We start from the raw sequence: 16,415 nt of genomic DNA, 5'->3' as shown, positions 1-16,415 counted from the left end.
GTCGGCAACCTGCCGCCGATGCCGCCGCTCTGTTGGAGGAAGTGGCCGACAAGGCAAAAGATTTCGACTTAATCCACTCCCACATCGATTGGCTGCACCTGCTATCGGACTGCCGCATGAACTGTTTCAACCTGTCTACGAATCAGGCCGCTATCTGGCCTTCCTTGGCAGATTGACGGCTGAGAAGGGACCAGAGTCCGCGATACGCATCGCGAGGGCCGTCGGCATGCCGCTGCATATTGCCGCCAAGGTGCCACGGGGCGAAAGGACCTACTTCAAAGAAATAAAGAGCCCCTAATTGATGGGAAAGCAGGTTCGGCTCATCGGGGAGGTAAACGATCGCGCCAAGCAGGGATTTCTTGCTAACGCCGCTGCTCTGCTTTTTCCGATCGACTGGCCCGAACCTTTTGGTTTAGTGATGATTGAGGCGATGGCTTGTGGCACACCCGTTATTGCTTTCAGATCGGGATCTTTACCGGAAGTCGTCGACGACGGGATAACGGTTTCGTTGTTTCCGACGAACAGGAAGCCATCCAAGCTTTGGGACGCCTCGGTGAACTCAATCGTCCTCGCGTACGAACTCAGTTTGAAGAGCGGTTTTCCTCTAGACGGATGGCGGAAGACTATCTCAGTCACTACAGAACGTTGACGATACGATCACGGAAAAAGGATCGATTAGCACGAATAGACGGGTCCAGCTACGTAACGCCGCCATTTGGGACATGAGTACGTCACAGCTCGTGTCGACGTTCAACGACCGCAGAGCATGGCAGAGGCACAACTGCCGCCGGCGACTTGGAACGTTTGCTTATCGAATTACTTTCTTCTGAACTGCCGGATGCGTTACCCCCCATAGCGCATACGATGAAAAGACGGCTCCAGTCGCTGCCCCGCCGCTGGGGCCGTTCTTTTTCGAAAGGCCTGTCGATAGAAGGCGGCCGTATGCCTTTAAGAGAGACCCTCTCCCCATAAAGCGAAGAAACGGCAAAGGTCATTGGATAAGCTGCTCAACAAAAGGGGTTGAATACTTGATCAACTCTTTCCCCCAGCCTTTGGCTCTTCCACAAACTCTACAGGCGTGCCTTTTTTTACATTCCGGCCCAATAAACCAACATCCCAATTTGTAAGACGGACACAACCGTGAGATTCAGACTTGCTGACCTTGGACGGATTTGGAGTGCCGTGAATACCGTAGCCTTCTGCCGAGAGACCAATCCAGTATGATCCCACCGGATTGTTGGGACCGGGTTTGATCGTGAAGGCCTCCTTGGATCTTACGCCCTTGAATTGGTAGTCGGGATTGTAGCGGTAGTTTGGGTTGGCATCGGCAGACACGACCTTAAGAATGCCGCTTGGAGTTGGCTTCTCTTTGCTCCCGACCGTGGCCGGAAAAAACGCAATCAATTCACCGGAAGTCGCAAAGACTTTGAGGGTTTGACGGGTTTTGTCGATTTCGATGCGTCCAATTCCTAATTTGTTGTCTTTTTTGCCGACGTTAGCGACGGCGATGGTTTCTGCAGCGCGGTCGAATTTTTTGCCGGGATTAAGTGCCTGCAGGAGCCCTTCGCTCATATGAAACTTTTCGGCGATGGCCTCTCTGGGACTAGTATAGCTGAGCGCATTAAGGGCTTTCATGTCTTCCATTTTTGCGGGAAGCTTTTCCAGGAACGGGCCCTTTACGTCGCTTTCAGAGATCTTGTAGTCGATGATGGCCGGGTCAGGGATTGCCTCTACAAGCTTTTTCCAGACTTCCTCCGTAAAAGGTTTGTCGAAGGCAAGGCCTTTGGCTTCCGCAAAGGCTCTAAGCGCTTTTTCTGCGTTCTCACCGAGCTTGCCGTCGATTTCACCGGGGGAGAATTGGGCCCGGTCGAGAAGAACCTGGGCTTTTACGATCGCAGCATCGATCTTATCTTCGGCCGAGGCCTTGGATCGGTATTCAGCATTGTTGATCGAAGCCGCATCAAGGCTGGCTGCCAGGGCTGGAGACATCAGCCAAAGCCACAGCATAGTCCCGAGCCATCGACCCATCATCGAGCATTCTCCGATACTGGATAAGCGATTTGAGCCGGCCGAGTTCCCCAATGTTAGTGGTTAGGGACCCAATACGTTCCACTGGCAAATCCTGTAACCACTCTTGCGCTCCAACAGATCAAGATGGATGTGGTCTTCGTGGTAGCCGTCTGATCCCGGCCCAAGGACCGTGGGGAATCGGCTGCAGGCCGAGATGCGTGCTTTTTCCCTCAGATCCCGCGCACCTAGCTTGTCCGTGAACGAGATGGATCCCGCTCTGCGCAAACTAACTCCGACTACATCGATCGCATTCGCCCGCGCGTGTTCGGACAATCTCTCGCCGGAAACTCGGTTCCTGTCTCGGCACTCATAGGATCCAGCGATGTCGATCTCGCGGAGCACGTCGTTCGCCACCAGTGCAGCCACATCATCCCTAATCCATTCAGCGACCGCTTTCGCAAGCGGACAGCGCACGATAGCAGCGGGCCTCAAGGGCACCCGTGCGCCGTTTTGAAGAATGATGAACTCGAGGCGGACCAGATCCTCACCGCCGCATCCCGCCGGTTCTTGGATCGGCGGCACAACTGGAGCGATCGCAATGTGTTCGGTAAGTGAGATCTGGCAGGCCGAAAGATTAGAAGTCTCGGGCGTCTTCTTGTCGGGCGCATGGGGCGTGCTCGCGGGCGCCTCCATCGGACGCGGTTCTGGCAGCGGTATTTTGTTCGAGGCGAACGCAGAACAAGACTGAATGACTAGGACAGCCATAGCAATTCCAGCGAGAAGCGCGGGCCAATGCTTTGCAAAAGAAGGAAACGCGCCTAAACAATTGGGTATTGAGTAATTCTGATTCCTTCCTATTGCTGAACTCGTCACCCGTTGTTTATCCACTCGCAAGCGTATTGCTGATCCGGGTTACAATTCCGTCCCATTGCCGCTTTTCTGATGCGGGATAGGAGATCAATACGCAGGTCGCGAGACGAGCTACAAAATTGCAGCGATTGTACCAGATCTTGTCATCGTGGAAGCTGGAAATCGCAAAGAAACGGTGAGTGACCTTCCTATAGACGACATTCTGTGGCGGATTTTTCTTCGCCAAAAAGACTGCAGGCGAATCGCCCTCATCATTGGTTACCGTTTGAACAGTCAGGATTGCGCTATTGTCCGATGTTCGAAAGCGTCGGCCATATCCACTTTCAGGTTTGCCAGCGTCTTTCGAGAAGATCGAGGTTGGAATGTCCACAACCGCGCCGCTTTCCGGCACCTTGTAACGCTGCCAGTCCACTGGCTGTGCCACCACCACGGTTGATGAGGCAGCTAACATAAATGAAAAACACAACCTGCAAACGGCCATTGTTCCTCTTGTGATAATGCGAGAAATGAGTGCTTCGGCAAGCCTTCGGGACACTTCTGAATTCGTCGATTCGCGGATCGGAGTTTTCAAGGCGACTCAGGAGCCGCCTTGAACCTAGACTGGGTTAGTAGTTGCAAACGCGGACGAGCTGCAAGCGCCAGCCGTAGCTGGTCCAAATCCGCCGTCGAACAAGATAACAACCCTCATCGCCGTAGTAGGCGTAGCTTGCGGGATAGCCATAGCCGTACCCATAAGGGTAGCCATAGCCAGCATAAGCCCCAGCGAGCCCTAATTCCACGCCTAGACCGAGCGCGCCGAACGCAGGACCACGCCAGCCGCCACCGCGCCAGCCGCCTCCGCCGAATCCTCCGTGAAATCCACCCCCGTGAAATCCGCCACCAAAGCCGCCTCGAGCGGAGGCACCAGTTGGCGCGAGAATCGCAAGGGAAGCGACCGCAACCAATGCAATCATGGTTTTACGCAACATCTTTTGACCTCCTATTCGATGATCGTCGTCCAAAGCATGACGTTGCTCGAGCCGAATTGTTGCTCAGGGTCGACTTTGAAAGACTGAATTAATGTTGATGAACAATGGTTCAGGTGGCATCAACTCGGCATCCACTACGTGTGGTTGACTTGTTCCAACGCGATGCGTGCTGCTAAGTGAGCGTCAAAAACAAAACGACCTGCTTCACGGCTTGCATTCGGATTGGGCTCGATGCGCGAACCGTGAAGAGACACAGTGCCGTTAGCCAATACTGGAAATCTGTAGACGTGGCCCTGACTTCTGTGAGTCACGACCACCTCTTTTCCAGAGATAGACGCATTGAAGTCAGTCTCGGGCATTTCCTGTCGGGACGCGCTCAATTTCAGATAAAAACAGCTGATGGTAAGAGTCATCTGCGTTACGCAGCTGACAATCATTCCTCAGGGCCTCTATCTGTTTCTGCAGCGGCTGCGAACCCTGAGGGACAACCAACGCCTTCACAGGGCTTGCATCTAATGCCTGACCAAATCTTCTTTTCCTGGTCATTCCGAACTCCCCTCTAGCTGTCACGGAACGGTATACGCCCAGCCAAATACAAAGTTCCAAACCGCCATCTTTTTTGGAACTTTCCGCTTTTTCCCGACTTTGGACTCAAAATCATTCGAAAGGAGGGAATGTGGGCCGACGTTGGACCGATCAGGAGATCGAAGACCTGAAACGCATGGCGCGGCTGCACCCGGCGCCCAAGATTGCGGAGTTGGTCGACAGAACTGTCGGCGGGGTCGTTTTTAAGGCTCACCAGCTAAAAATTTCTCTTCGATCACGCCGTCAAATAGATTTTCAGGAGGGATCAGTCTGACAGGATCCATTCGCCGCTGGTCTGGTGACAACATCTCAAAGCTGAAGATGCTCGCTCAGAAATACCCGGCTGCGACCATCGCCGAAACAGTGGCTGTCGTTTCGAAATGGCGAAATGGCGGACACTGGAGATAATCAAGCGGCCTCAACTCGTCGGACCCCAATTGCGGACCGTGTCCTCTGCCCACTCTGTTTTTTTCTTATGGTGGCGATGCTCGGAACGGCACGAGTCTCATAGGTTAAACAATTGCGGGTTGCTCGCGACGTATTCAGCCCAAAGCTGGCGCATCATCTTGAGTACGTCTTCGGCGCCAAAGCCGCTCCCGTTGGGACCTTTGCTGCCCAGTTGACCCAACCGTTCAATTCCCGAAAAGGCGTCGCCCGGATTTGGCGTGAAGGCTGCGTCAGTAGGCTTGTGAATGATGCCTTGCGGAGTGATATTGAATTGATCGCGCCGGACTAGTTTGTTCTCGATCGCCGGGGGTTTTTCCAAAGCAGCCATGATCAGACCAGGGTTATTGGCAGCGGCAATTGCAAGTCGCGGTAGCGCTCTTCGAAGTGATTGGTAAGAACCTGCAGGAGGTCGCAGCACCGGCACGGCTCGTGCGCGACGTCTATGCGGATTAGGTTACTGTAATGGCCGGTCGGCACGTCCTGGATGACTGTTTCGAAATCGGTAGTCTCATAGTCGCTCTCGCGCCAAACGCGGCCGATATTACCGAAATCGACGGCGATCAGATAGACCGTCTGGTCGTCACCATTCGGCACGATCCACGGGGCCCAATTGGACCTACGCATCGAAGCAACTCCAAGCTACACAGCGAAGAGTCAAGCCGAGCCGGAACGAATTGTTCCGACATACAGGGTCTGGACCACTCCCGAGCCTTAAGTGACAGCGGAAGGTACATCCGCGCTCTCGCATGAACTTATGACAGGCAGCGGCGGCGCTTCCTGTTCTTTCCTGTGGCCGCTAGCGCGGAGTGAGAACACCCGCAAAACGTCGTTTCAGTCCCAAAGACGTTTGGCGGCGCGCGATCGAGGAGGCCCGACTTGCTCTGCCTCAGAGCGATTGTCAGATGACGGCAACATCCGATCGCTCCGCGACCCCGCCTTAAAACTGAACACTGGACGGTCGCTAAATCGCATCACTTTATGCTTCGTCAAAAACACGAAATCAAACACCGTTCGCCGCGCAACGTTTCGGTTCCGTAACGCTTATGATGTTTAGGGACTGGAATCATGGAGGTTGAGCATGCCAATCCAGATCGTCATGGACCACACCGGCGACACCCGGCATCGATTCGATGCCGATGACCTCGAAGCGCTTTCTAGAGCCGAAGAGCGCTTCAAATCCCTAACCGCTGCAGGTTTCACCGCGGCCATCCGTGAAGGCTCGGGTAAAGTGGCCATTACTCGATCGTTCGATCCGATGGCTGAGGAAACCCTTTTCTTTCCGCGACTTGTTGGCGGCTGAACGTTGGCGGCCATGATTGCGCAATGGCTCACTTTTGCGGCGCACCACCCTTGGCGTTGGGTTGCTGAGATGGTGCGGAAAGTTGGTGGTTGGCGCGAGCGGCGCAAGGCTATCCAGGCAGCCAAAGATGCCCGGGGTATAACACTGCTCCGCGAGTGGCTGTCTCCTGAGCAAAGGGCGCAGTTTGATGCATCAACATGCTTTGATGTCATTGGCTGTCATACCGGGAAGCGGTACCGCATCCGCCAAGGCACGGCAACGAACGTCTACGAGATCGACGGCACCGGCAAGCCGGCAGCGGGCTGGTGTTTTGTCCCCTCGGGCGATCTGGTTGCTGGCGACGTTATGCTGGCTCAAAAGGTCGCTTTGGAGACTAACGAAGGCGCAGCGCTAGAAGTTGCCCGAAGGTTTGGCGTGTATTCTTCTGCCCGGGAAAATTAGACGTTCGGCGGCGCGCGAGAATCCCAGGCGCTGACCATGGCGGCCGGGAGGAGGTACAACGTAGCCTGTTTCATCGAGATCAGGGATCATCAGGAAGTTTCTAAGACCGCGGTGAATCACCAACAGGCCTCGACAAGGGTCAGCGTGTCGTCGCTTCCGGCCGCTATCGAGGTTCTCTCAAGTCGGAGAAAGATCCCCGATGCGACCGCGCCTCTAAGCGAAGCTGAAGGTATGGCAGCAGAGCGCTCACCTTCGCTCGGACACGCCGAAACGAGGCGTTTCAGGCAATCGCAAGTTTGGAAAATCCATCTACGCCAAAGCCTTACGACATAACTCTCTAAGGCCTTGAACCTCCTCCGAATTGATGGACACCTGTAGTAGGCTCGAGGAGCCAGGAGGTGTCGGATGGAAGCACGTCAACGTCGGTCGTTTACTGACGATTACAAGCGACAAGCAGTCGATCTGGTGACTTCGAGCGGTCGCTCGATCGGATCGGTGGCCAAGGAACTTGGCCTGCGCGATTCCGTATTGCGGCGCTGGGTGGAGCAACGTGGGGCTGGGCGGGAGCCGACGGCAACGGCGCGGCGCCCCACAACGCAGGCGACGGTGCCGTCGGCGGACCACGCGGCGGAGATCGCTCGCTTGCAGCGAGAGAACGAACGGCTGCGCATGGAGCGCGACATTTTAAAAAAGTCGATCGCGATCTTTGCTGGGACGCGGACATGAGATTCCGTTTCATCGAAGATCGCCGCGCTGACTACCCGGTGTCACTGATGTGCGACGTGCTCGGTGTCTCGCCAGCCGGCTACTATGCCTGGCGCGCCCGCCCGGAGAGCCGGCGATCCGCCGCCAATCGTGCGCTCGTCGACGACATCGAACGGGTCCACCGCGAGGCCTGCGGACGCTATGGCAGCCCGCGCATCCATGCCGAGCTGAGGGCCCAGGGCCGCGGGGCGAGCCGCGGTCGCATCGAGCGACTGATGCGCCGTTACGGGATCAGGGCCATCATGGCGCGGCCGCGGCGGATGCGCACCACCGACAGCCGTCACGACTTCCCGATCGCCCCGAATCTGCTCGAGCGGAACTTCACCGCCGCCGCGCCGAACCGGGATCTGGCTCGCCGATATCACCTACGTCGAGACTGATCAGGGCTGGCTCTATCTGGCCACCGTCATGGACCTGTACAGCCGCAAGATCGTCGGCTGGGCGATGGCGGATCATTTGCGCGCCGACCTGCCATTGGCGGCTCTGCGGATGGCCATTGTGGCACAGCGGCCTGGTGCCGGCCTGATCCACCATTCCGATCGGGGCGTTCAATATGCGTCGGCGGAGTATCGCAAAATGATGCAGTCTGCCGGCTTGCGGGCCTCAATGAGCCGCAAGGCCAACTGCTATGACAATGCCCCGATGGAAAGCTTCTTCCACACCCTCAAGACCGAGCTCGTCCATCACCGGCATTATGCAACACGGGAAGAAGCCACACGTGATATCTTTGCCTATGTCGAAGGCTTCTACAATCGAACGCGTCGTCACTCCGCCATCGGCTATCTCAGCCCGATCGAGATGGAGCTAAAAACAGCTTAACCCTGTCCATTTTTTCGGGGGAAGATCACCTCCTGCGTTTCAGGGGCGCCATGCCAGATGGTAGCTCCACCACGTGTCACCATGACGTCCGCTGACACTTTCCGCTGCGGGAGGCGTTGCGGATGTGTCCCATGCCACCAACGTTGCACGCCGAGGTCCCCGCCTCTTGTGACATGCATGACACTCCAAGACCTCTAATGAGAGGAGCTTTGGGTCTTCGCCTAACGTTCCATCCCCCGGTACCACGATCCTTCTCGCATGTTGCGAGAAAGGTCGACTCCGCCGAGCGGAAACTGCTGGCAAAGTCCTTCCCCGCTCTCGAAGCCCAGTTCCGTTTGAAGGCATGGCGCATCTGGACGAAGTAAGGGGTCGCGTACTTCGGAACCGCCGTTACTTCAATGTTGAAAACCAGGTGTCGACATCTTTGCGAGCCTGATCTTTCGCATATCCATAGCGCTGTTGCAGCCTTCCTTCTAGCTGCTCGCGTTGTCCGTTGATCGCAGTGAGGTCATCGTCAGTGAGTTTGCCCCACTTCTCTTTGACCTTACCCTTCACCTCTTTCCAATTTCCCTCAACTCGGTTCCAGTCCATGGTTGACTCTCCTGTTGTTAAATCCGGCATAACCTAACGCGCCCCGGGGTAACGGTGTTCCAGCTGTTTTATATATCGCGTCAGTTTCTGCCGATCGTGTAGCGCTCGCGTCAAGGATAGTCAGCTTCCGATACAAGGGCGCGCTCTACGGCTTCTATCGCCGTTTGGAATTCCACAAACCGCGCCATTGTGGCTTCATAAGTGCCACGCTCATAGGGTTTGGAAAGAAGCTGGGCGCACAGCCTGCGCTCCTTGACCAGCGCCGCTAGCGCGTTCACCAAGTCTTTCTTAGCCGAGTCGGTCATTGCTCGCCTCGTCGGGTCAGGATTGTCTCATCTATCGTAGCTCTCAGAACGCCCCGCCGGCACGGGGCGTTAGATTTCTGCGAAAAGTCGGCCGTAACGTTTCCGCCGTTGCACGCAGTCAACCAAGTTACCGGATGGATGATGTTACTATCGAGGCTGGCGGCGTGAGAGTCTCCGGCGGCTCGGGCCTTGTCACGAGGTAAAGTTCGCCCGCCACCAGCATGACGGCAGTGACCGCCAATGCCAACATTGCTAAAATCAGGTCGTAGTAGGGGTCATCCATCGCAATTTGAATCATAGACGAAGCAGCCATCGCCATTGGCTATCCGCGCGTGCGCTAGTGGTGAATAACAGCGGGTCCGAAGACCTTTGGCTATCCGCGACAGGCGCCGTTGTGAACGGCGGGCGACGGCTGCGCGGCACCAAAACGTCGCCAGCAACGTTTTGTTCCGGGGTCTTTGACACCACTGAAGGCTGCGCGACAGGCAATGCTTTGCATTTTATGCGTCTGCCGCCGAGCCGCGCGCGACGTCGCGATCGCCCATGGGGCTGGCACCGTGTCCGCCGTCCTACCAACGGACGGCCGTCATAAAGTCTACTGCAGATGCGCGGGTGCACCCCCGATAAGGAGGCTCAGGATGAAGATCATGCTTAGAAGGTAACCCGTCATCCCGAACAGCCTTCCAATCTCGGGGCGTTTAGATAGCATTGCTCACCTCCTTTCCTCCTGACTGTCGATCAAGCTGCCATCGCAACCCGGTCGGTCGACTTCAGCCTTGCCGGCTTGCCGCCGGGTGGCGTTCGCGGCGAGTGATCCAGACTGGAAAGCGCTTCCAGGATATCGTCGATCGACACGACGTTCTTTGTCCCGGGTATCGCCCGCAGGCTCGGGCACGAAGTCACCGCGGCAGCATCGGACGCCCAGGATGCAAGGATCGCCCGTTTCTCGGCTCTCGAAAGCGTCGCGTCAGCCAGGACATCCCGAGGATGGTCGAAGACCGAACCGGGATGCAAAATGGCGTTCAGGTCATAGACATTCTCGTCGAAATGTCGGTTCAGATCCGTCATGTCCTTCCTCCCAACTCCTTTCGTTTCGAGGACAAGAATCCACTTAGAAAAACGGCAGAGATTTTCAAGACCATGGCTGAACAGCCTTCGGGCGAAGGTTGGCGAATCCAGCAAGCCAGCCCACCGTAATAACCACCAGGTGGCTGCGCGGCGACCAACCAAGCAATACCTTAGTCGTAGCGCCGGGGCTCGGTAACCATGGGTTAGTCCTCGGTCAAAATTCCCGGTTTCCTACTTGAAACCAAAAGGCGATTTGCTAGTTTTTTGCTTGCCGCGATAAGCGGACCGGGCGCCCTCGGGGCCCGGCGGAGACGGGCGCCGGAGGTGTCCGACGCCTGCTCGTACCCATCTTGCTCCTTGGAGGATTTGGCTATGAGGACTTACAACATCAGCCCCTTGTGGCGGCGGTCAACTATTGGATTCGACCGCTTTTTAGACCTGGCCGACGGGGCCCGGCACGGCGAACCACCCTGCAACGTAGAACGCCTGTCCGGCGACCGGTATCGGATTTCGCTGGCGCTGGCCGGTTTCTCCCCTGACGATATCGCGATAACAGCCGAGCAGAACAAGCTCACCGTCGAAGGTCGCAAGTCCGATAATGGACAGCGGAAATTCCTCTATCAAGGGATCTCGTCGCGGCCGTTCAAGCGGCAGTTCGCACTGGCCGCCGACGTCCGGGTCGAGGGAGCACGGTTTGACAACGGCCTGCTGCAGGTCGAGTTGGTTCGAGAGATTCCGACCGCCACGAAGCCTCGCCGGCTCCCGATCGACACTCTGACTGCATCCGACGTCCAGCAGATCGAGCGCGAAGCGGCCTGAAGGCTGGTTGTTCGACCGACGCCGCAGCCCCTGGCCGCTGCAGCTGTGCTGGCGTGCCCACGGGCGCGCCCTTCGGTCAAGCGAGAAGAGCCGGTCAAATGAGGTCAATTGAAACGGTCCAATTCCTTAGCTCAAATGGGGGTATACAAGATGTTTAACATTGCCGCTCTACCTGCTCCGTCTGTCGATGCCGGGCTGTCGAAATATCTCGTCGAGATACGCAAGTTTCCCTTGCTCAAGCCCGAGCAAGAACTCGCCTGCGCAAGACGTTGGCGCGAGCATCGGGATCGCGACGCCGCATACCAGTTGGTCACCAGCCATCTGAGACTCGTTGCCAAGATAGCGATGCGCTATCGCGGCTACGGCCTTCCGATCGCGGAAATCGTCTCCGAAGGCAATATCGGCCTGATGCAGGCCGTGAAGCGGTTTGATCCGGACCGGGGCGTCCGCCTTGCCACCTATGCGATGTGGTGGATCAGGGCCACCATCCAGGAGTACATCCTGCGGTCCTGGTCGCTGGTCAAGATCGCCGCCAGCGCCGGCCAGAAGAAGCTTTTCTTCAAACTGCGGCGGGCCAAAAGCGCGATCTCGGCGCTGCAGGACGGCGACCTCCGTCCGGAGCAGGTCAGGCTGATTGCGGAGCGTCTCGAGGTGGCTGAGCGAGACGTTGTCACCATGGACCGGCGCCTGCGTGGAGATGTTTCTCTAAATCTGCCTGTCCACGACGAGGATGAAACCGGACAAACGTTGGACTGGCTTGTCGATCCCGCGCCGACCAGTGAAATCACTTTGGCCGAGGAGCAGGAGGCCAAACATCGCCGTCAGGCCCTCGCTAACGCCCTCGCTACACTCAACCCTCGCGAGCGTAATATCTTCACCGCGCGCTGGCTGAACGAGGAGTCGGCGACCCTTGAAGAACTTGCCGCGGAACATGGAGTGTCCCGCGAACGGGTCCGCCAGATCGAGCAGCGAGCGTTTCAAAAGGTGAAGGCTGCGATGCTGACGAATCGGCGGGAGGCCGACGGCCCGCCCTCCTCCCGGGCGAAGGAAATGAAGCAGCGGGAGGCGCGACCCTAGGCCCGAAAAAGATCACCGAACTGATCGCCATGCTTACTCCGTCGGTCGTTCTTCTCGTGATCGCAAACACAGTCGCAGCGACTGGAGTAGTTCTTGTCGCCTTGCAGGCCGCGATGTTCGAGACAGGTCGTGTGGCTTTGCCGTCGTTGACAGCGGATGCAGCCGGCATCGCCACCGCCGACTTTTCTTGGCAAAGGTGAAGTTGCCGACGCAGCACGACCGGAGGAGCCTCGATCAAGACTGCAATTCTCGGAGGGGAACCTTTCTTTTGATTGAGCGTTCGGCGACCAGCGTTGGGGAATGTCCGCGACCACAGGGACGAGCCCGACGGCAACCTTTTACGGAGGATAACATGATGGAAAGACTGTTGGCACTTTTGCTGGCGGGCGCCCTCGTGGCTCCGCAAGTCGGTCAAGCGAGCGAGAGTGCGTTGAACAATGACCGCGCGCGACAAGCTGCGTCAAAGTTTCCGGAAAAGCTACCGCTCCCGCCCATTCCCTATCTCGATACGATGCCGTGGATGAACTTTGGATCGGAGTCGAAGGGACCCGGAATTGACACCTTGTGGCTACCCAACTTCAACGCTTTGGCGGTTCCGAAACACTCGGCGTCTGCCCACAATGGTTTCTGGAATGCCGAATCAAATCTAAGCAGGACGGCAACCAGATAACAAGAAGTCGCAAGCGAACGCAGAGGCGGCACCACCGCTGGTATCGGCGGTGGCGCCGCACCTTTGCTTGTCTTGACACGGAAGCTTGTCAACATTCGCAGTACCGGCCGGCCTCACCAATATGCGTGAAATATTGCCTAAAATGAGAGCGTGGAAAAGCCAGACACGCGGTAGTTTGGCTTCGCGTGCCTGGCCGGAGGTTGATCGCCTTTCGCGAGAATTCAGGCGACCACGAGCAAAACTAGATCGGCGGATTCCCGTTCCCCAGTATCTTAGAAAATGAACGTGATGGCCCACTTGAAATCAGATCGGCTTTTTCTAATTTTTAGCCTGCCGCGACAAGCGGTCCGGGCGCCCTTCGGGGGCCTGGCGGAGACGGGCGCCGGAGGTGTCCGACGCCTGCTCGTACCCATCTTGCTCAATGGAGGATTTGGCTATGAGGACTACCTACGATTTTGCTCCCCTTTGGCGGTCGACCATCGGCTTTGACCGCTTATTCGATCTCGTTGACGCCGCACAACAGGCCGGTACGGAGGAAAACTATCCGCCGTGCAACGTCGAGCGCCTGGGCGAAGACCGCTACCTGATCTCGCTGGCGGTCGCTGGTTTCTCACCGGACGAAATCGCGATAACCGCAGAACAAAGCGTGCTGACGGTGGAAGGCCGGAAAGCCGAGAAACAACAGCGCGAACTCCTCTACCAGGGAATTTCATCGCGGCCCTTCAAGCGGCAGTTCAACCTTGCGGACTATGTCCAGGTCAAGGGAGCGGCGTTCGACAACGGCTTGCTGCAGATCGAACTCGTCCGCGAGGTCCCCGAGGCCATGAAGCCGCGGCGGATTTCCATCGCGGGTTCATCCGGGTCGAACGTCCGGCAGATCGACGGCAAAGCGGCCTGACCGCGTCGCCGCACGTCGCCGCACATTGACATCATCGAACTGACTTCCGCGGCGGTCTGTCCGCGGCGGAAGTCGGTTGAATTGAGGAGAACATATCATGGGTATCAAGGATCTCATTCCCTGGAATAACGGCGGCCGCGAGGTCGCCATTTCCCGCGGTGCCGACGTGAATCCATTTTTTACGTTGCATCGCGAGATGAACCGCATGTTCGACGATGTATTCCGCGGGTTCGATCTTGCGCCGTTCGGATCGTCCCGGAGACTGAGCGGGCTTGGCTGGCCCCAGATCGACATCGATGAGACGGACAAGGAGGTGCGCATCACCGCTGAACTGCCCGGCCTCGACGAGAAGGACGTCAGCCTGGAAATCGCAAATGGCGTTCTTTCGATCTCCGGCGAGAAAAAATCGGAATCGGAGGACAAGGCACGTCGTTTCAGCGAGCGGTACTACGGCCGCTTCGAACGGCGCAAGCACTAGCGGCCTTTCAGGGCCTTTTCCGAGAATGAGATCGGGTGTGCGCGGATATCCATGATGGCCTGGAGCACAAACGCTCCGTTCAGGGGCCGGATACAGAAGCGCAAGACCAATCATCTCCAGATCATCAAATCCAGCTTGCAACGCACGGCCGGTCCATACAAAAGTGCCAGGAAGAGACTCATGCACTGCACAAATTGCGAGTTGAATGACAGCGCCCAGGTTCATCGCACTCTCGTGCCCGTGGAGGAGCCGTTCACAGGATCAAAACCTGACATCGGCCTATGACTTGTTCGATCGCTTCGTTTCGAAAGCGGGTTCAGCGTGGGAAAGCAGGAAACGATTTCTAAACGAAATGTCAGGCAGCACGTTGCCATTCTCCCCGTCACCGGTGCCATAGGGCCGGTTTAGAAGGAAGTCTCGGTTGCCGAGAGCTGCCTCGGATGTTGGGGTATTTTTCGTCGGCGAGCTACTTCTCTCCCGACTTTTGTTTCAGGCTCGTGTACGTGATGAACCGTATTAGGTTAGCGTCAGCCGCAGTGTAAATGGTGCAAGGTAATTTCCGGCGGGCAATTGAGGCGCACGGGAACGACGCTCGAGCCCGCACCAACGGAAGTATAGCCGGTCATATCGCTGTACTGCCAAGGCCCAGCCCCCATCCGTCTTGGCAGCACCGCCTCGAGCTTGATGGGGATGGATCCGGGGAGGCAAATCTGACCGCCATGGGTGTGTCCGCTCAGCATCAGATCAAAGTTGGCATGGGCAGCCTGACGATAGACCTCCGGTGTGTGAGACAACAAGATCGAAAACTCACCGCAGGGTATCGAGAGAGCGGCTTTTTCGATGTTGTCCACTCTGAAGAAATGTGCATCGTCGATTCCCGCCAGATAGATCCGTTGGTCCTTGCGAACAATTGTTTCGCATTCATTGAGCAGCACGCGAATGCCCATGGCTTCGAGCCCGGGAACCATCTGAATCGTATCGTGGTTACCGAGCACGGCATAGATAGGCAGTTTCAGATGAGTTCTCAATCGCGCGACACCATCCAGCGCGGGCTGGAACGGCCCAAACGTCCGACCCCGATAATCGCCAGTTAGGACACACACATCGTACTGCATGCTGCCAACCAGCTCGATGAGTCTGTTCATGGCAACTTCATTCATATCCACATGAAGGTCGCTAATGTGGAGAATGGTGAAGTCCTCAAAGAGGGGCGGTAATGTCTTGAACCTCATATCGTTTCGTTTGACGAGAATGCGTTCTGCATTCTGTCGTGCACGCCAGTAGAGCCCGGTTGCCTTCAGAGCATTTCGAATGATCCACTCGGCCCAAGATGAGTTTTCAAGGTGAAAGAATGTGAGGCCCTGGCCAAATACCTGAGCTTCGTGATCTCGCTCAATCCCCAATCGCTGCCGGGCATGGAGCGGCCCGAGACGGATCTCGAGTTTGCGCAGAATGTTTTCGTCCACCAGCTAGCCCTCTTGAACGGCCTTCGGGTAGATATAGCGCATTCTCATCAGGCCAAGGTCAACCCGTCAGTGGCTAATTCCCACGCTTCGACTGAATGTCGCGTTGGGTCATTTGATTCGTGCACTGCAACAAACTGCATCGCTATTCGATCACGTCGGCGCAGCCGAGCCGCGACAGCGGCGGCGATCATCCGACCGCCTTCGCCGTCTTCAGGTTGATGGATCAGCTCGACCGTGGCGCCTTGGATGACCGGCGCAAGACGTTCCACTGAAAGGCGCTCATAGTAGTCAATAGAAGATCGAACTAACGTCGGAGGTAACTATAAGCTAAGCTGAAGAAATGCAACTTCTGCATCTTCTGCAATTATTGGTTTTAACGACGTTGGCGAACGGCACACCGATCGTTGCGAAGAAGATTTTTGGCCCACGTTTTCCCTTTCCGCTGGATGCTGGCACCATACTTTTTGATGGGCGGCCGTTGTTTGGGCCATCGAAAACCATCCGCGGTATTTTGATTTCAGTCCTCATCACGACAGCAAGCGCCCCGCTTATCGGTCTGGATCTGACAATCGGTGCAATCGTAGCGGGCGCGGCTATGGCGGGCGATTTGTTCTCCAGTTTCGTGAAGCGCCGCCTAAACTATCCGCCGAGCAGCCAGGCACTCGGGCTCGATCAGGTTCCCGAATCCCTATTTCCGATGCTGGCATGCCGCGACGCACTTTCATTGACAATCGCAGACATAGCGCTTGGCGTCGGGATCTTTTTTATTGGCGCGCTAGTTCTGTCTCGTTTTCTATTCCGGACCCACCTGCGCGACGAACCATATTAGGCCTCGCCG

General features: G+C 56.7%; 19 protein-coding genes and 2 pseudogenes. 10 read left to right on the top strand and 11 right to left on the bottom strand.

The window, feature by feature from the left end; all coding sequences use genetic code 11:
- Nucleotides 1-301 precede the first annotated feature (301 nt).
- The gene (locus BLR13_RS42440) at nucleotides 302-649 is read left to right on the top strand and encodes a glycosyltransferase (protein WP_349517516.1); all 348 of its coding nucleotides are present in this window, start codon (nucleotides 302-304) and stop codon (nucleotides 647-649) included.
- Between the two features lie 383 nt (nucleotides 650-1,032).
- Here the strand turns inward: BLR13_RS42440 and BLR13_RS27375 are convergent, their stop codons facing one another.
- The 6 genes from BLR13_RS27375 to BLR13_RS27345 all read right to left on the bottom strand — a co-directional run bounded on the left by BLR13_RS27375 (nucleotide 1,033) and on the right by BLR13_RS27345 (nucleotide 5,504).
- Entirely contained in the window at nucleotides 1,033-2,028 is a 996-nt protein-coding gene (locus BLR13_RS27375; protein WP_074831041.1) for a L,D-transpeptidase family protein, read from the bottom strand.
- A 63-nt stretch (nucleotides 2,029-2,091) separates the two neighbouring features.
- On the bottom strand, nucleotides 2,092-2,775 hold the full coding sequence (locus BLR13_RS27370) for an extensin-like domain-containing protein (RefSeq protein WP_083387575.1): 684 nt from the start codon (nucleotides 2,773-2,775) through the stop codon (nucleotides 2,092-2,094).
- 115 nt (nucleotides 2,776-2,890) lie between these two features.
- Complete coding sequence (locus BLR13_RS27365; protein WP_244525279.1) at nucleotides 2,891-3,331, bottom strand: hypothetical protein; 441 nt, start codon at nucleotides 3,329-3,331, stop codon at nucleotides 2,891-2,893.
- Nucleotides 3,332-3,485: 154 nt separating this feature from the next.
- A complete protein-coding gene (locus BLR13_RS27360; protein WP_074817556.1) occupies nucleotides 3,486-3,848 on the bottom strand; it encodes a hypothetical protein in 363 nt (120 codons plus the stop codon).
- A 1,090-nt stretch (nucleotides 3,849-4,938) separates the two neighbouring features.
- The gene (locus tag BLR13_RS27350) at nucleotides 4,939-5,208 is read right to left on the bottom strand and encodes a hypothetical protein (protein WP_074817558.1); all 270 of its coding nucleotides are present in this window, start codon (nucleotides 5,206-5,208) and stop codon (nucleotides 4,939-4,941) included.
- 2 nt (nucleotides 5,209-5,210) lie between these two features.
- Nucleotides 5,211-5,504 carry a hypothetical protein gene (locus tag BLR13_RS27345; RefSeq protein WP_074817561.1) on the bottom strand — a complete coding sequence of 98 codons (294 nt, stop codon included), beginning with the start codon at nucleotides 5,502-5,504 and terminating at the stop codon, nucleotides 5,211-5,213.
- A gap of 454 nt (nucleotides 5,505-5,958) precedes the next feature.
- On the opposite strand from BLR13_RS27345, the gene BLR13_RS27340 reads away from it, so the two are divergent.
- From BLR13_RS27340 to BLR13_RS27330, 3 genes and pseudogenes are all read left to right on the top strand, one after another.
- The gene (locus tag BLR13_RS27340; RefSeq protein WP_074817563.1) at nucleotides 5,959-6,180 is read left to right on the top strand and encodes a hypothetical protein; all 222 of its coding nucleotides are present in this window, start codon (nucleotides 5,959-5,961) and stop codon (nucleotides 6,178-6,180) included.
- A gap of 69 nt (nucleotides 6,181-6,249) precedes the next feature.
- Entirely contained in the window at nucleotides 6,250-6,621 is a 372-nt protein-coding gene (locus BLR13_RS27335; protein ID WP_074831043.1) for a hypothetical protein, read from the top strand.
- A 405-nt stretch (nucleotides 6,622-7,026) separates the two neighbouring features.
- Nucleotides 7,027-8,205: pseudogene (locus tag BLR13_RS27330) on the top strand (IS3 family transposase).
- A gap of 390 nt (nucleotides 8,206-8,595) precedes the next feature.
- Here BLR13_RS27330 and BLR13_RS27325 read toward each other — a convergent pair.
- The 4 genes from BLR13_RS27325 to BLR13_RS27310 form a co-directional block, all read right to left on the bottom strand.
- Entirely contained in the window at nucleotides 8,596-8,796 is a 201-nt protein-coding gene (locus BLR13_RS27325; protein WP_074817569.1) for a CsbD family protein, read from the bottom strand.
- A gap of 110 nt (nucleotides 8,797-8,906) precedes the next feature.
- Nucleotides 8,907-9,101: a hypothetical protein gene (locus tag BLR13_RS27320; protein WP_074817571.1), complete on the bottom strand. Its 195-nt coding sequence runs from the start codon at nucleotides 9,099-9,101 to the stop codon at nucleotides 8,907-8,909.
- A gap of 127 nt (nucleotides 9,102-9,228) precedes the next feature.
- Nucleotides 9,229-9,420, bottom strand: a complete 192-nt coding sequence (locus BLR13_RS27315) for a hypothetical protein (protein ID WP_079585803.1) — start codon at nucleotides 9,418-9,420, stop codon at nucleotides 9,229-9,231.
- A 419-nt stretch (nucleotides 9,421-9,839) separates the two neighbouring features.
- Entirely contained in the window at nucleotides 9,840-10,169 is a 330-nt protein-coding gene (locus BLR13_RS27310; RefSeq protein WP_074817574.1) for a hypothetical protein, read from the bottom strand.
- 372 nt (nucleotides 10,170-10,541) lie between these two features.
- Here BLR13_RS27310 and BLR13_RS27305 point away from each other — a divergent pair, with 372 nt between their 5' ends.
- The 4 genes and pseudogenes from BLR13_RS27305 to BLR13_RS27290 form a co-directional block, all read left to right on the top strand.
- Nucleotides 10,542-10,988, top strand: coding sequence for an Hsp20 family protein (locus tag BLR13_RS27305; RefSeq protein ID WP_074817575.1), 447 nt, complete (start codon nucleotides 10,542-10,544; stop codon nucleotides 10,986-10,988).
- Between the two features lie 150 nt (nucleotides 10,989-11,138).
- Nucleotides 11,139-12,065 (top strand): RNA polymerase sigma factor RpoH, encoded by a 927-nt coding sequence (gene rpoH, locus BLR13_RS27300; RefSeq protein ID WP_074831044.1) that lies wholly within the window; start codon nucleotides 11,139-11,141, stop codon nucleotides 12,063-12,065.
- 1,106 nt (nucleotides 12,066-13,171) lie between these two features.
- Nucleotides 13,172-13,633: a small heat shock protein HspB gene (hspB, locus tag BLR13_RS27295; RefSeq protein WP_074817579.1), complete on the top strand. Its 462-nt coding sequence runs from the start codon at nucleotides 13,172-13,174 to the stop codon at nucleotides 13,631-13,633.
- 97 nt (nucleotides 13,634-13,730) lie between these two features.
- A pseudogene (locus BLR13_RS27290) lies at nucleotides 13,731-14,102 on the top strand (Hsp20/alpha crystallin family protein); the annotation flags it as partial.
- Between the two features lie 536 nt (nucleotides 14,103-14,638).
- Here the strand turns inward: BLR13_RS27290 and BLR13_RS27280 are convergent.
- Nucleotides 14,639-15,577: a metallophosphoesterase gene (locus BLR13_RS27280; protein WP_074817583.1), complete on the bottom strand. Its 939-nt coding sequence runs from the start codon at nucleotides 15,575-15,577 to the stop codon at nucleotides 14,639-14,641.
- 119 nt (nucleotides 15,578-15,696) lie between these two features.
- Here BLR13_RS27280 and BLR13_RS40430 point away from each other — a divergent pair, with 119 nt between their 5' ends.
- Both BLR13_RS40430 and BLR13_RS27275 read left to right on the top strand, forming a co-directional pair.
- Complete coding sequence (locus BLR13_RS40430) at nucleotides 15,697-15,849, top strand: hypothetical protein (protein ID WP_154070772.1); 153 nt, start codon at nucleotides 15,697-15,699, stop codon at nucleotides 15,847-15,849.
- Nucleotides 15,850-15,917: 68 nt separating this feature from the next.
- On the top strand, nucleotides 15,918-16,406 hold the full coding sequence (locus tag BLR13_RS27275) for a CDP-archaeol synthase (RefSeq protein WP_074817585.1): 489 nt from the start codon (nucleotides 15,918-15,920) through the stop codon (nucleotides 16,404-16,406).
- Nucleotides 16,407-16,415 lie beyond the last annotated feature (9 nt).

Source organism: Bradyrhizobium ottawaense (genome assembly GCF_900099825.1).
GTDB lineage: Bacteria > Pseudomonadota > Alphaproteobacteria > Rhizobiales > Xanthobacteraceae > Bradyrhizobium > Bradyrhizobium ottawaense_A.
This window is presented reverse-complemented; position numbering and strand designations above follow the sequence as displayed.

Coding starts and splice junctions, on each gene's coding strand:
- BLR13_RS27305 (WP_074817575.1), top strand. CDS start 10,542: ATGAGGACTTACAACATCAGCCCCTTGTGGCGGCGGTCAACTATTGGA.
- BLR13_RS27275 (WP_074817585.1), top strand. CDS start 15,918: ATGCAACTTCTGCATCTTCTGCAATTATTGGTTTTAACGACGTTGGCG.
- BLR13_RS27350 (WP_074817558.1), bottom strand. CDS start 5,208: ATGGCTGCTTTGGAAAAACCCCCGGCGATCGAGAACAAACTAGTCCGG.
- hspB (WP_074817579.1), top strand. CDS start 13,172: ATGAGGACTACCTACGATTTTGCTCCCCTTTGGCGGTCGACCATCGGC.
- BLR13_RS42440 (WP_349517516.1), top strand. CDS start 302: ATGGGAAAGCAGGTTCGGCTCATCGGGGAGGTAAACGATCGCGCCAAG.
- BLR13_RS27345 (WP_074817561.1), bottom strand. CDS start 5,504: ATGCGTAGGTCCAATTGGGCCCCGTGGATCGTGCCGAATGGTGACGAC.
- BLR13_RS27335 (WP_074831043.1), top strand. CDS start 6,250: ATGGTGCGGAAAGTTGGTGGTTGGCGCGAGCGGCGCAAGGCTATCCAG.
- BLR13_RS27375 (WP_074831041.1), bottom strand. CDS start 2,028: ATGGGTCGATGGCTCGGGACTATGCTGTGGCTTTGGCTGATGTCTCCA.
- BLR13_RS27340 (WP_074817563.1), top strand. CDS start 5,959: ATGCCAATCCAGATCGTCATGGACCACACCGGCGACACCCGGCATCGA.
- BLR13_RS27365 (WP_244525279.1), bottom strand. CDS start 3,331: ATGTTAGCTGCCTCATCAACCGTGGTGGTGGCACAGCCAGTGGACTGG.
- BLR13_RS27320 (WP_074817571.1), bottom strand. CDS start 9,101: ATGACCGACTCGGCTAAGAAAGACTTGGTGAACGCGCTAGCGGCGCTG.
- BLR13_RS27315 (WP_079585803.1), bottom strand. CDS start 9,420: ATGGCGATGGCTGCTTCGTCTATGATTCAAATTGCGATGGATGACCCC.
- BLR13_RS27310 (WP_074817574.1), bottom strand. CDS start 10,169: ATGACGGATCTGAACCGACATTTCGACGAGAATGTCTATGACCTGAAC.
- rpoH (WP_074831044.1), top strand. CDS start 11,139: ATGTTTAACATTGCCGCTCTACCTGCTCCGTCTGTCGATGCCGGGCTG.
- BLR13_RS27370 (WP_083387575.1), bottom strand. CDS start 2,775: ATGGCTGTCCTAGTCATTCAGTCTTGTTCTGCGTTCGCCTCGAACAAA.
- BLR13_RS27360 (WP_074817556.1), bottom strand. CDS start 3,848: ATGTTGCGTAAAACCATGATTGCATTGGTTGCGGTCGCTTCCCTTGCG.
- BLR13_RS27325 (WP_074817569.1), bottom strand. CDS start 8,796: ATGGACTGGAACCGAGTTGAGGGAAATTGGAAAGAGGTGAAGGGTAAG.